Origin of the sequence: Methylomonas sp. MK1, from assembly GCF_000365425.1 — a bacterium.
GTDB lineage: Bacteria > Pseudomonadota > Gammaproteobacteria > Methylococcales > Methylomonadaceae > Methylomonas.
Map to the genome: position 1 here is coordinate 874,351 of NZ_AQOV01000002.1, position 14,213 is coordinate 888,563.

The window sequence follows — 14,213 nt, forward strand, 5'->3', positions numbered from 1 at the left end:
AAAAATTGAAAAGTTGGCAAATTCCGCCGCAAAAAGTTCGGAATCGGTTCGGTTTCCAAGGTGTGATGCGACGCCAACAAAAAAAGATGTTAGGGTTCTTACACTTGCGGGCCAAAAAATCGACTGTTAGTGGTTCTGTTAATCACTAGGTCGGCGGTTCGAGCCCGTCCGGGGGAGCCAAATAAATTAAGGCCTCACATGCAAATGTGGGGCTTTTTTTTGCCCGAACGGGAGTCTCCGGGTCGGTATTGGGTTTCGTAAGATTTCAATGGGTTGGCTAATGCGGTCGCCACTGACGATAATTTCAGAAGTCACCGGTTCGGCATGAATGACAATTCGGAACCGTTATTATTTTCCCGTCAATAACCCGCCGCTGCTGTTATGTGAATCTTGTTTAGATTTCTTAATAGCCTTCTTTTCTTTCTGAGTGTGCGCTGGTTTTTTCTTGTCTTCTTTATTGCTTTTTGGGGACTTACTCATGGCAATTTTTCCGAGTGATGACTGATACTGACCCAGCCTAGAGATTTTTTGTGTCAAAGTCGGTGCGCTGGCACACTTAGGGTGTAAATCGCGAAGGCTTTTCTGCTGTTATTTATGGTCGGGCATCCAACAAACAAATCAGTGAGGGCTTTTTGTCACATTGATGTCATAGGGCATTTGTAAGCTAACGCTTTAAACAAATGAAAATATGAGTCAGCAAAAATGAACGAATTTTTCTACAAGAAGCCGACAGAGCTTTCGGAGATTGAGCGGGTGATAAACGATTTGACGGAAGACCGAACCCATCCGCTAAATAACAGCAGACATCCCTATCACCGAGATTGTGTTCAGGCATTTAATGATTTAATGGCATATGCTGACAGTATTCGCCAACACACCGGATTTCTTACCAGGACATTCTGAGAATACCCGCCGAACATTGACTATGTCATCGCGTTGAAGCCGGCGTCGACTGATTGCGATTGTCCATTTACGGACGAACATTCTGGCCCCCCTGTGATCGCAAAAAACTTCGATATTAGGCGGCTCTGCTGGCAAACAAGACGACGTTGCGGGTGTCCGACTGAGGCCATTCTTTAAAGTCGATGGGCAACTCTAACAAGGGCCCCGTCACGCAAGACTTTATCGATCCATCTATCGCAACGTACAGCCGTTTATTGTGCTTAGATGATTTGAATTGGTGATCTAAGTATGCGGGAGTGGTGTCCATTACTGCCGTGTAGGGGAATTGAGAGAGCTTAACTTTATAGGGCGTTTCTTAAAATTGTCTTAAGAAAGATTCTAGTTATTAGACGGTTATGTCATCTATCAAGAAATAGCTTTTATAAAATGCGGTAGCCGGGGATGGAGCCACTCAAATGGCTCTGTCGAATTTGCTGACAAAACTGACTTGGAAGTTTTGCTGGGTGATGCCGGATGCAATGTGTTTGCTATGGCGAATGTATGAATCGTAAATCCCTTGACCATCATGGGATTGCATATTGAGGTAGCCCTCGTAACCCTTCGGCGCCAAGAAGGTGTGATTAATCTGTTGTGTCAGGGTCATATGTTTTTTTAGGGGCATGGTCGTTTCCTGATGATTTTAAACGCTGACATTACATCTTTATTGTCCGGTAATCTGTGATCTAGTGTCCGTAATGGTGATTGTCGGGTTCTATTCGTATTCACAAATCGTTAGTGGTTGGGGGTTTCAGCTGTTTGCCAATGTGCGCCAGAATTGTCACATTACCGTCACATATTAGACGTATGCTTGACATGATCGCAGCGGCGTTGGTTCAAACATACGTCCTTCTGCGACTATTAGTGGCAGAAACATAATTTTGTAAACACCTATCAATTCGCCCCTCCTTATCCAATAACTTGTTTGTATTGTTCTAGCCAGAAACTCTGGGCTACCTGCAATAACTTCACGATGAAAGATCATGCCAACTTTAAATATTCTTGTCGTTGACGACGAGGAATCCATCAGGGACATGCTACTGATGGTGCTGGAAAATGCCGGAATGAATGTAACCACTGTTGCAACGGCCGAAGAGGCGCAGCAATCATTAGCACAGATGTCTGTAGATTTGCTGGTTCTGGATTGGATGTTGCCGGGAATAAGTGGTATCGAAATGACGCGGCGCTTAAAAAACGATCCGAAATTCACTGCGCTACCTGTTATTCTTCTAACGGCACGCGCGGAAAGAAATGATCGGATTCGCGCGTTTGAAGTCGGCGTCAATGATTACATTACGAAACCTTTTTCGCCACGAGATTTGATTATCCGAATCAACTCAGCCATTAACATCAGCAGAAACCTAAATTGATCGGCACCGACCAATTAAGTCAGGTTGTTTAGTCAAGGGTTTTTGAATTTTGGCCCCTTACACCAATTGCGTGCCTCACTTACTGACTTAAACACTCTGGATCTATAGGGCAAGGGACTGGTGTGAACGAATGCATTGATTTGTGCTTCAAGTTCGCGATCCAGGGTTATAAATGCAATTTTAACCTTATCATTGACGCGGTAAGCATCTGCTACGCTAGCAAAATAAGCCTTTATAATCGGCGGTGTGACTTCGAAATCGTTCACCTCTGAAAAATCATTTATGACAAACAAAATGCTGCCGAAATTTGGATTATTTTGCACGTCTTCGGTAGCCGCCATAAATTCGGCATCGTTCACTTTTTCAGTGAATTTCTTAACTACTCCGATATGGCCCCACTTTAAGACATAGCCCATATACATCCTGTTTATATTTTCGATCAGTTGGTCAGTCTAACATCATCATACGACCAAAATCCAAGCGGAATGGAATCGGAAAAATGTCCTATTGTCATAGATTGTTTGTGCTCGGGCGCCGCCGCGAGAGGTCACACAAAAACCTCAGCCAATTGTTCCTATGTTCAGTGCCGGTTCTGCCAAATGTTAATTGTAAGGACGCATCATGATGTCAAAGTGCCCAAACGCATCAGTTACAGCAGATGTGTCATTACCCAATAAAATACAGTTAATTCCAGTGCAATTGGCAACACGAAGAACAAAGGATGATGTTTGATTGTGTAAAGCGACTCGATAACCTTGCTACGCTCATACTCTAGCGGATGCTCTACTTTCGATTCAGGGTAACGAATCGCTGATTGAACTGGCGCGGGAGCACTACTGATAAAAAAATTGTCATCGTCAAAGATAGAATCAAACAAATCGTCCAGCTTTTTTTGGTTTTCAAAAAGGCCGTTTAAGGCATTTCTATCAAGAGCAACAGCGTTCATAACCCTTCCTCCACACGTATTCTTTGGAAAACAGAGTACTGAATTGCCTGTCGATAATCTGTGAAAAATCTCATGTTACCGGCAGATCGTTGGCGGGCCAACCGCAATAAAAAACTCATCAATCCGCCCCGGATAAGATCATGTAATCACCGAGTCGACATAAAGCTTGGTGGCAGGGGGGGGGGGCTACGGGGCAGTTGTAATTCGGTTGCCTATCAATTGACCGCGTCCAAATTCTGCTGATCATCTTATGTCAAACAATGCCTTATGACACTGCATAGTTGCGCGGAATCGAAATCGACATAAGCACAGGGTCAGACATCAAATGCTCTCAAATCACCGATAGATCAAGTCATGAGAAATCTTCCATGTGTATCGTTAATGCTTCGGAGTAAGAACCGATGTGCGACAGCGCACCGACTTAGGCTTATGGAAGCGTTATTTTCAAACCTTTAGAAGATCACTTAGCGGCCAGCACGTATAAGTAATCAATTTATTTTGGATTAAACGCTAGTGAATGTACTCTCTGCAAACCTTAAGAATTATGCACGTTAAGGAATGGCAAAATGTAATTCTCTGCCGTTAATCTAACTCAAAGTGAGCTGAAAAATGGTTAAAACCAACCCGGCCAGTTTAGGCTCCAATGCGTTGACGGTTGTTAGTGCCGCCAAGCAAGCACCTAAAATCCAGAATACCGGCAAGTCAGATATCGATTCGGATAGTACGCCACCGATTATTGCCATAGGCACGTCTGCGGGCGGCTTGGAGGCCTTGGAACAGTTCTTTACCCATGTTCCGCGTGCTTGCGGCGTGGCGTTTGTGGTGATTCAACATCTCGACCCCAATCATCAGGGCATGTTGCCGGAATTGCTGCAGCGCGTAACGCCGTTGACAGTGACGCAAGCCGGCGAGCGCATGAAGATTGCGCCGAACTGGGTGTATGTGATTCCCTCCAACAAAGATTTGTCCATTCTGCACGGCAAGCTGCATTTGCTGGAACCGCTGGCACCAAGAGGCTTACGATTGCCGATAGATTCGTTTTTCCGGGCCTTGGCCGACGATCAACACGAACGGGCTATCGGCGTGGTTTTGTCCGGTATGGGTTCGGATGGCACCTTGGGCTTGCGCGCCATCAAGGAAAACGCCGGCTTGGCGGTAGTGCAAACCCCCGAGTCCGCGCAATTCGATTCGATGCCGCGCAGCGCGATTAAGGCCGGCGTGGCGGACATCGTCGCCACACCGCCGGAGCTGTGGAGAAAAATACTGGCCTATATGCAGCATAGCCCGCGGGGTCTGCATGCCGTGCCGGACGTTGTCCTGGAGTTAAAAAACCAAAGTGCGCTGGAGCAAATCGTGATCCTGTTGCGCGAGCGCACCGGCAACGATTTTTTGCTGTATAAAAAAAACACGATTTATCGCCGTATCGAGCGGCGCATGGGGCTGCACCAAATCGACTCGATAGCTAAATATGTGCGCTATTTACGCGAAAACCCGCAAGAACTGGATTTGCTGTTCAAAGAGTTGCTGATCGGCGTGACCAGTTTTTTTCGCGATCCGGCGGTATGGGAGTCTTTGAAGACCGATGCAATTCCCACGCTGCTCGCGCAGTATCCGGCCGGTAAAGCCTTGCGGGCCTGGGTCGCTGCTTGCTCAACCGGCGAGGAAGCCTATTCCCTGGCCATTATATTTAAGGAAGCATTGGCGGCACGCCAAGCGCCGCAGCCGTTTAAACTGCAAATATTCGCCACCGATCTGGATCAGGACGCAATAGATAAAGCCCGGCAGGGACTTTATCCGGCCAACATAGCCGAAGATATGTCCGCGGAACGGCTGAGCAAATTCTTTAGCGTCGAAGGTGGCGGTTATCGAATCAACAAGGAAATCCGCGAGATGGTGATCTTTGCGCCGCACAACGTGATCATGGACCCGCCGTTTACCAAGCTGGATCTGCTGTGCTGTCGTAATTTATTGATTTACTTAAGCCAGGAATTGCAGAAAAAACTGATTTTGCTGTTCCATTACACGCTGGCCAATCAGGGGGTTCTGTTGCTCGGCAACGCCGAAACCACGGGCAACACCGGGCATTTATTCAGTGTCATCGACAACAAATCCCGGCTTTATCGGCGGATCGGCACGCCTTTTCCTTTGGATGTGGATTTTCCCACCAAGTTTTTTCCTATAGCACCCATGACTAACGACACCGACAAAACCCCATCCATCGCCAATCTGCAAACCTTGGCGGATCAGTTGTTGCTGCAACATTTTTCGCCGGCGGCGGTATTGGTTAATGCCGGCGGCGATATCCTTTATATCAGCGGCCGTACCGGGAAATACCTGGAACCGGCAGCGGGCAAGGCCAATTGGAACATCCACGCGATGGCCCGCGAAGGCTTAAGACACGAACTGATTAACGCGTTAAAAAAAGCCCGTAGCCAGTCGGAAGCCGTACATGTTGCCGGGCTCAGTGTGGGCACCAACGGCGGCAGCCAAATAGTGAATCTAACGGTGCAGGCCATCACTAAACCCGAGGCCTTAAACGGCATGTTGATTGTGGTGTTTACCGATGTCGCGGCGCCGGCGGCCGGCAGCGCCATCCGTAAATCGCCCAGCGCCACCCAGAAAGCCTTGCAAAGCGAACTGCAACAAGCCCGGGAAGATTTACAAAGTTTGCGCGAAGAAATGCAGACTTCGCAAGAAGAACTGAAGTCTGCCAACGAAGAGCTGCAATCGACCAATGAAGAATTGCAATCCACCAACGAGGAGTTGACCACTTCCAAGGAAGAAATGCAGTCGTTAAACGAGGAACTGCAAACCGTGAATGCCGAGTTACAGGTCAAAGTCGACGACCTGTCTCGGGCCAGCAACGATATGAACAATCTGCTCAATAGCATGGAAATTGCGACGGTGTTCTTGGATAACACCCTGAATATCCGCCGTTTTACCAGCCACATCAGTCATTTATTTAAGGTGATCGCCGCCGATGTCGGTCGGCCGCTGTCCGACATTGTCACCGATCTGGATTATCCGGAACTGCAACAAGATGCCCAAGAGGTGCTGCGCAGCCTGGTGTTTGTGGAAAAACAGATCAGAGCCCGCGACGATAGGTGGTTTAAGGTGCGCATCATGCCTTACCGCACTCAAGATAATTTAATCGACGGTGTGGTGATTACTTTCATCGACATCTCCGAAACCAAAAAGCTGGAAGCCGAATTAAGGAACAGCGATGAAAAAACGCCATGACGGCAGTAACAGTAACGGAGAATTACGCCAGCGAGCGGAGCGGCAATTGGTGGAGACCGCGCCGGTAAATGTCAATGAACCGCAGCTTAAGCTGGTGCATGAGCTGCAAGTACATCAGATCGAACTACAAATGCAAAACGAGGCTTTACAAGAAGCCCGTACCCGCACGGAACAAGCCTTGCTACGTTATGCCGAACTGTTCGATTTCGCCCCGCTGGCTTATTTTACGCTGAGTAAGGAGGGCAGCGTCCAGCAGACCAATTTCAACGGCGAGCGGCTGCTGGGTGTCGAGCGCTACAAAATAACCGGGCGACACTTTGCCAATATTGTGGCTAGCGAATATCGAGCCGTTTTCAATGGATTTCTGGAAAAGGTGTTTGCCAATCCCGGTGCGCAGCATTGCGAAATCGTTTTGGAACCTGGCGGGCATACGACTTGGGTAACTATAGAAGCCATTGCCGACAGCGACCGACAAACTTGTCTGGCGGCTATCGTCGATATCAGCGAGCGCAAAAATAACGAGCAAGAATTACAACTGGCGGCCACCGTCTATCTGGCCATCGAAGAAGCGATTATGGTGGCCGATACCAATCATAAAATTATTGCCGTCAATCCGGCATTTACCAAGCTTACCGGGTACTCCCCCGCCGAGGCCATCGGCCAAACCACGTCTCTGCTGAAATCCAGTCGCCAGGATGACGCCTTTTTTATCGAGATGTGGAAACAGCTGAATAGCACCGGCCAATGGCACGGCGAGATTTGGAACCAGCGTAAAAATGGCGAGGAATATCTGGCGCGTTTGTCCATTAGCACCGTGTATGCCGACAATGGCCAGGAAATTCGCCGCGTGGCGATGGCGTCGGACATCACCGAACAGCGCCGCGCCGAAGAGCTGATTCATCAACAAGCTAACATCGATCCGCTGACCGGTTTGGCGAATCGACGCATGTTTCTGGACCGTTTGCGGCGGGCGATTAACAAATCGCACCGCGAGCACCAAAAGCTGGCTTTGATGTTCATGGATCTGGATCATTTCAAGGACATCAACGATACCTTGGGCCACGATGTAGGGGATAGATTACTCAAGGAAACCACGCAGCGCCTGACGAGTTGTATTCGCGACACCGACACCTTGGCGCGACCCGGCGGCGATGAATTTACGCTGATCATGAGCGAACTGCATGAGATGAACAGCATCGACCGGGTGGCGCAGGCCATGTTGCGGACTATGACGGCACCGTTTCAACTCAATAACGAACGTTGCTATGTCTCGGTCAGTATCGGCATTGCCTTATACCCGGATGATGCGGAGACGATGGAAGAGTTGCTGAAGAAGGCCGATCAGGCCATGTATGCCGCCAAAGAGTTGGGTCGCAGCCGTTTTTGCTATTTCACGCCGGCCATGCAGGAAGCCGCCGAGATTAGATTGCGGTTAACCAACGATCTTAGGCATGCCTTGATCGATAATCAAATTTGGGTGGCCTACCAACCGATTGTGGATTTGGCGACGGGCGAAATTAAAAAAGCCGAGGCGCTGTTACGTTGGCAGCATCCCACGCGGGGGCTGGTGAGCCCCTCAGAGTTTATCCCGATAGCGGAAGACAGCGGTCTGATTACCGAAATAGGTTCCTGGGTGTTCCATCAAGTAGCCAATCAAGTGGCCAAGTGGCGCGTCAACCACCATGCTATGTTTCAGATCAGTATCAATAAATCTCCGGCACAGTTTCACAACAACAGCGACAAAATGGCCGATTGGTTTGAACATTTAACCCGATTGGGCTTGCCAGGCGGCTGTATTGCCGTGGAAATTACCGAAGGACTATTGTTGGATAATTCCAGTATCGTCGCCGATAAATTGACAGCGTTTAAAGATGCCGGCGTGCAGACGTCTTTGGACGACTTCGGCACCGGCTATTCCTCGCTATCTTATTTAAAAAAATACCACATCGATTTTTTAAAGATCGACCAGGCTTTTGTCTCCAATCTGGTCGCCCACTCCACCGATATGGCGCTCTGTGAAGCCATTATCGCGATGGCGCACATACTGGGTATGAAAGTGATTGCGGAAGGAGTGGAAACGGCAGAGCAACGCGATTTACTGATTAAGGCCGGTTGCGATTACGGGCAAGGCTATTTATTCTCGAAAGCGGTGACCGCCGAGGAGTTTGAGAAGTTATTTCCGGTTGAAAAGACTGAATCTGCTGCACGTGATTAGTTGGCGGCTTATTGTGTAGGCTAGTCGTTAACCCGGCGCGCAGCTGCTTTTTGCCGTCAATCCCGCAAAAGCGTTAAGACCTCGCCCGGCAAGCGAATCCGGGCGGGCACGACCTATAAATATCCGCAATTAAGGCCACTTCAGCGCCCATATCCAGCCAATGTTCGCCAGCGTACAGACTGTGCCCGGCTTTGCCCCTAGAATCGAAATTCGCTTTCAAACCGCCGGATCAGCAAACTACTTACGAATGTTCCTTATCGCATGCTGAGTCGGCACGTTTTCCGTAAACACCCATCCCCAAGGAATAAGCCATGAACCCTCACTCCGAATACCTCTATAAACTCTTCACCAGCAAATTATTTGCCATGGCCTGCTTGTCTGCCGCTTTAGGGCTGGCTGCTTGTCAGCCGGAAGGTCAGGCGGAAAAAGCCGGGCAAAAAGTCGATAAGGCCGTCGAAAATGCTGGACAAAAAATCGAACAAAGCTCCGAAAAGGCCGGGCAAAAAATTGAAGCCGCGAAAGAATCAGTAGTACAGAAAGCAGAACAAGCCGGCGCATCGATCGATAAAGCTGCCGAATCCTCCAACGATGCTCTGGAAAAAGCCGGTAAACAAATCGATCAAGCCATCAATAACTCAGAAAAACGCATTGACGCGGCCAAGGAAGCGGTGGTGGATAGTACTAAAGCAACCGGCGAATATTTTGACGACTCGGTGATTACCGCCAAAGTTAAGACAGCCTTGCTAAACGACGACTTTTTGAAACTGGTACCAATTGACGTGACGACAGTAAACGGCGTAGTCACCTTGCGCGGCACGGTAGATTCCGAACAACTGGTCGGTAAAGCGCTTGGCTTGGTCAGCAGCCAGGAACATGTGAAGTCGGTACAAAACGAATTGTTGGTTAAAACCAGCGTGCCGAGTAAACAATGAGGCATTATTCACTAAGCAGTTTAGCGGGCTTTTTGTTGCTGTCCGCACCCATGGCGCAGGCTACGCCGGCCGATGATGCTTATATCGCCGGCTATGCCGCTGCCGCGATGAAACATAATTTAAAGCTCGATATGCCGGCGTTGACGGTAAAAGATGGTGTCATTACCTTGCCCGCTGCCGGGATGTCAGGCGCGGAGCGCGCCCAGGCCAGTAAAGTCTTGGCGGAGATTCCCGGCGTTAATGCCGTGAAAATAGCCGAAACCACTGAGGTAAATGCCAAAGAGGCCGCCGCGCTTGATGCAAATCCAACAACGCTGACTACAGCCGAGACCTTGGTGTTACCGACCGGACTGCTGCCGACCGGGCATTTGTTCAAAGCCTTATTGGCCGATCCGCGCTGGGCGCATTTTTCCGCGGCTTATCGTAATTACCAAAGTAATAACTTTGACGGTCGAAATATCGCGTCGGTCAGCTTTGGCGAAACCATTCCGTTTTATCGGGCCAATATCGGCAATTCCACGGCGCAATGGGAAGCCGGTTTGCAGGCCGGCGTGTTCAGCGACTTCAACCTGGATGCCTCGTCAGCCGACCTGGTGAATACCGATTTTATTGCCTCGATTTACTCCAGTGTGCGCACCGGGCAGTTTTCCGCATTCGGCCGTTTGTATCATCAGAGTTCGCATTTGGGAGACGAGTTTTTGCTGCGCAAGGTCAACACCACATTCGAGCGGGTTAATTTAAGTTACGAAGGTGTGGACTTAAAGCTGTCGTATGAGCTGCCCTATGGCGTGCGCATCTACGGCGGCGGTGGCGGTTTGTTTCATAGAGAACCTTCCGCATTAAGAAAATGGTCGGCGCAATACGGTATCGAGTTCAGAAGCCCATGGCGTCTGGATTTTGCCTCGATGCGCCCAATCATTGCCGCCGACATCAAGAATTACGACCAAAACAACTGGAGCACCGATATTTCGGCGAGAGCCGGTGTGGAATTCGACAATTCCAAAGTCCTGGGCCGCAAACTACAGCTAATGGTCGAATACTTCAACGGCTATTCACCCAGCGGCCAGTTTTACAAAGATAAAGTGGAATACGTCGGCTTGGGCGCACATTACCATTTTTAGTTTGTCAGTCCGGGCAGGCGCATCGCGATACGCGGTGTTAGACGGAATAGAAGGGATGGGCATCGCTAAAGCCCTTTTTCCGTCATCCCCGCCTGTACGGGGATGACGGTTTTTCGAGAAATGCTCACAAATATTCGCTGACATTATTACCCCGGAATCCAAGATCGGATCAATCCTTTAAACAACCTTGGCGTCACCGATGCAAACAGCTGAAGACTATGCCGCGACACTGCTGGCAGCCGATAAAGCCTTACGATTTTCGGAAGCGCGCTTTCGCCGGCTGTTCGAAACCGCGCAGGACGGCATCTTGCTGCTGAACGCGGAAACCGGCACCATCGAAGAGGTGAATCCTTTCCTGATGCAATTGCTGGGCTATTCGCATGAAGAATTTCTGGGCAAAAAGCTGTGGGACATTGGCGTGTTCAGGGATAGCGCACTGAACCGGGCCGAGTTTAGCGAATTGCAGACCAAAGGCCATATTCGCTACGACAACCTGCCATTACAGACGAAAGATGGCCGCAGCATTCCGGTCGAGTTTGTCAGCAATATTTACGAATGCGATGGGATTGACGTGATCCAGTGCAATATTCGCGACAATACCAAACGCCATCTGGCCGAGATTGAGTTACGAGCGACGTCGCGAGCCCTGAAAATGCTTAGCGAAAGCAACGTAGCCTTAATCAGAGCGACCACGGAAACCGACCTGCTAAACGAATATTGCCGAATTGCGGTGGAAACCGGCGGCTATCGCTTGGCCTGGGTGGGGTTTGCCGATACCGGACCCGACAAGCGCGTGGATGCCATGGTTTGTCACGGCCACGATGACGGCTACTTGACCATCGCAAATTTTAGCTGGTCGGAGAGCACGGCCCACGGTAACGGCCCAACCGGTCGGGCGATTCGCTCGGAAAAAGTGCAGTTCGTCGAAAACATCGCTACCGATCCCAGCTATATACCCTGGCGCGATCAGGCCTTGCAGCGCGGATATCATTCTACGATTTGTCTACCGTTCAGACTCTCCCCTCAGGCGGTTGCCTGTTTGAATCTGTATGGCGACAAGATTAACGAATGGTCGCTCGCCGAGCGGCAGTTATTGCAGGAAATTTCCGGCGACGTCGGTTTCGGTATCGCGGCCCTGCGCACTGCGATTGCTAAATTTCAGTATGAAGAACAATTGCGGGACAGCCTGGAGAAAACCATACAGGTGATTGCCGACACCGGCGAAGAACGCGATTCGTACACCGGCGGTCATCAACGGCGCGTTGCCAATATTTGCACAAAAATCGCCACCGAATTTGGCATGGACGCCGAGAGGATACACGGCCTGCATCTGGCGGCGACCATACACGATCTGGGTAAAATCGGCGTGCCGGCGGAAATCCTGGCCAAACCCCGGCGCTTGACCGCCATGGAATTTGGCTTAATTAAGGAGCATCCGGTTATCGGTTTCAATATTCTGAAAGATGTGAGTTTTCCTTGGCCGATTGCCGAAATTATCCGTCAACACCACGAACGGATCGATGGCTCCGGCTATCCGCTTGGACTGCATGGCGACGATTTGCTGCTGGAATCCAAGATACTGGCAGTCGCGGATATAGTCGAAGCGATGGCCTCGCATCGGCCTTATCGCCCAGCATTGGGCATTGAAGCGGCGCTAACGGAAATTATCAGCCAACGCGGGATTAGTTTGGACGCGCAAGTAGTTGATGTTTGTCTGCGGATTTTTCAGGTGCATGGATACATAATCGAAGACTAGGCATTCATGCATCTGAAACGGTTTATCTAGGCCATTACTGCAACCAACAGGCTGTCCAAGGTGCGCATATGTCTTTGCTGAGCAGGCAGAAGTTTTGTTTCGATCAAAGCGCGAATGTCCGATGGCAGTTCATGATCCTGCAATACTTTTTCATATTCCTCGAAGCCGGTTAATTCGCCCTCGCGCAAGGCCTTTAGCGCAGCTTGTTTACCTAACAATATCGCGCCGGCCATGAATATTTTTGCCCAAGCCCCCCATGCTCCGGAATCTTGAACGGCTATACCGCCCAATTGTTGAATTTTGCCCTGTAAATTGGAGACGGCGGCCTTATGTTCCTCAAAAGAGGACATTAAAACGTCCATTTCTCCCAGCGCAGTCTGTTTCCGAAACTTATTCAGTGCCTGTTGATACGCGGCTACGGCGGATAATTCATTTTGTAGCAAGCTATTGATTAATGGTATGTGAGACATAATGAAACTCCCAGATAAGTGGTTTCGGGGGGATTGACAAAGAGTCGATCAGTTGATTGTGCCGCTTAATATTTAATAACAAGGCTCCATGAAAGTCGGTGCGCTGCCGCACAGCGCTAAGCGGAATGCGTGAAAATATCTAGTTAATGGACTTATTCAGATTGAGAGTATCCAAAGTACTTTTTGACGATTTGTCCGAAACGCTGGGTACCGATTCGCTAAGATTGTCGGGGGCCTCCGCAGAAATAGGTATCAGCCTGTCAAATTCGGTTTTGATCACTTGGTAGCATTCGCAAACTTGTGCTTCCAAACCAGCGCGATTCAACACGTTGAGATGGCCTCTGCTGTAACTGATCAGGCCTTTTTGTTGTAGTTTGCCGGCGGCATCGGTGATGCTTTCCCGGCGCACGCCAAGCATATTGGCGATGTGATCATGGGTTACCAGCATCTCGTTCGAGGAATATCGGTCAAGATTCAGAAGCAACCAGCGGCACAGTTGTTGGTAAATGGAATGGTGGCGATTGCAAGCCGCGGTTTGGGCTATTTGAGTCATCAATGCCTGTATGTAACGCAGCAGCATCTGGAATAACGATCTGTCCGTGCTGCTCCCGTTCCTGGATTCGAATTCTTTTATAAACAATTGTCGCCGCAGCCTATACCCGTAGCCGGTCCTGCTGACCAAGGCTTGATGCGGCATGGTGCGCCCGCCCGTAAACAGGCCGAGGCCGATAAAGCCTTCGTTGCCGACGATGGCAAGTTCGCTTGAAGTGCCGTCTTCAACAATGTAAACGTTGGACACCACGCTCGTCGTTGGGAAATAGGCGTAACGCAATTCGCTGCCCGGCTCGTATATGACTTCGCCGCAAGACATTTGAATAAGTTCCAGATCAGGCAGCAGGCGTTCGTAAGTCTCCGCCGGCAATGCACCCAATAGTAAGTTCTGGCTAGGGCTATTTAGTTTGGTCATAAGCAGTCTCCATCTGTGTTGTTGACTTAATGGCCTTGATCTTCGAGGTCAAAATCCTACTGTTAAAGATTTTCTAATTTTTCCTGAGACGGTATCTCAGGTTTAATAGATCAGAAAACGGGTAACACTGGCCGAGTGGGCGAGCTTACCCAGTTTGTCTAAATCCATTAAAAGTATTGCGGCTTGTGGCCTTTTTTAATTTTTTCTCGGAAATTACCGAGTTTGCTTTCCAGTTTGCCCGGCCTCTTGCGTGAGCA

Annotated in this window: 12 protein-coding genes; 6 read left to right on the forward strand and 6 right to left on the reverse strand. The window is 49.5% G+C overall.

Features of this window, described 5'->3' with window-relative positions:
* Positions 1–348: 348 nt before the first annotated feature.
* Complete coding sequence (locus tag G006_RS29390; protein WP_020482755.1) at positions 349–480, reverse strand: hypothetical protein; 132 nt, start codon at positions 478–480, stop codon at positions 349–351.
* An 874-nt stretch (positions 481–1,354) separates the two neighbouring features.
* On the reverse strand, positions 1,355–1,564 hold the full coding sequence (locus G006_RS0120800) for a hypothetical protein (protein WP_020485152.1): 210 nt from the start codon (positions 1,562–1,564) through the stop codon (positions 1,355–1,357).
* 358 nt (positions 1,565–1,922) lie between these two features.
* Between G006_RS0120800 and G006_RS26115 the strand changes: the two genes are divergently transcribed.
* Positions 1,923–2,309, forward strand: coding sequence for a response regulator (locus G006_RS26115; RefSeq protein ID WP_020482753.1), 387 nt, complete (start codon positions 1,923–1,925; stop codon positions 2,307–2,309).
* Positions 2,310–2,341: 32 nt separating this feature from the next.
* Here the strand turns inward: G006_RS26115 and G006_RS0120810 are convergent, their stop codons facing one another.
* Together G006_RS0120810 and G006_RS0120815 are read right to left on the reverse strand one after the other, a co-directional pair.
* A complete protein-coding gene (locus G006_RS0120810; RefSeq protein WP_026147200.1) occupies positions 2,342–2,725 on the reverse strand; it encodes a hypothetical protein in 384 nt (127 codons plus the stop codon).
* A gap of 233 nt (positions 2,726–2,958) precedes the next feature.
* Complete coding sequence (locus G006_RS0120815; RefSeq protein ID WP_020485154.1) at positions 2,959–3,255, reverse strand: hypothetical protein; 297 nt, start codon at positions 3,253–3,255, stop codon at positions 2,959–2,961.
* A gap of 609 nt (positions 3,256–3,864) precedes the next feature.
* Between G006_RS0120815 and G006_RS0120820 the strand changes: the two genes are divergently transcribed.
* From G006_RS0120820 to G006_RS0120840, 5 genes are all read left to right on the forward strand, one after another.
* Positions 3,865–6,495 carry a chemotaxis protein CheB gene (locus G006_RS0120820; RefSeq protein ID WP_020485155.1) on the forward strand — a complete coding sequence of 877 codons (2,631 nt, stop codon included), beginning with the start codon at positions 3,865–3,867 and terminating at the stop codon, positions 6,493–6,495.
* Entirely contained in the window at positions 6,479–8,710 is a 2,232-nt protein-coding gene (locus G006_RS0120825; protein ID WP_020485156.1) for a sensor domain-containing protein, read from the forward strand. The genes G006_RS0120820 and G006_RS0120825 overlap by 17 nt, the downstream gene beginning before the upstream one ends.
* 311 nt (positions 8,711–9,021) lie before the next feature.
* A complete protein-coding gene (locus G006_RS27290) occupies positions 9,022–9,642 on the forward strand; it encodes a BON domain-containing protein (RefSeq protein ID WP_020485157.1) in 621 nt (206 codons plus the stop codon).
* Positions 9,639–10,763, forward strand: a complete 1,125-nt coding sequence (locus tag G006_RS0120835; protein ID WP_020485158.1) for a DUF1207 domain-containing protein — start codon at positions 9,639–9,641, stop codon at positions 10,761–10,763. Before G006_RS27290 ends, G006_RS0120835 begins: the two co-directional genes overlap by 4 nt.
* A 199-nt stretch (positions 10,764–10,962) precedes the next feature.
* On the forward strand, positions 10,963–12,519 hold the full coding sequence (locus G006_RS0120840) for an HD domain-containing phosphohydrolase (RefSeq protein WP_020485159.1): 1,557 nt from the start codon (positions 10,963–10,965) through the stop codon (positions 12,517–12,519).
* A gap of 26 nt (positions 12,520–12,545) precedes the next feature.
* Here the strand turns inward: G006_RS0120840 and G006_RS0120845 are convergent, their stop codons facing one another.
* Both G006_RS0120845 and G006_RS0120850 read right to left on the reverse strand, forming a co-directional pair.
* A complete protein-coding gene (locus G006_RS0120845) occupies positions 12,546–12,989 on the reverse strand; it encodes a DUF2383 domain-containing protein (RefSeq protein WP_020485160.1) in 444 nt (147 codons plus the stop codon).
* 139 nt (positions 12,990–13,128) lie between these two features.
* Complete coding sequence (locus G006_RS0120850) at positions 13,129–13,956, reverse strand: Crp/Fnr family transcriptional regulator (protein ID WP_020485161.1); 828 nt, start codon at positions 13,954–13,956, stop codon at positions 13,129–13,131.
* Positions 13,957–14,213: the final 257 nt, after the last annotated feature.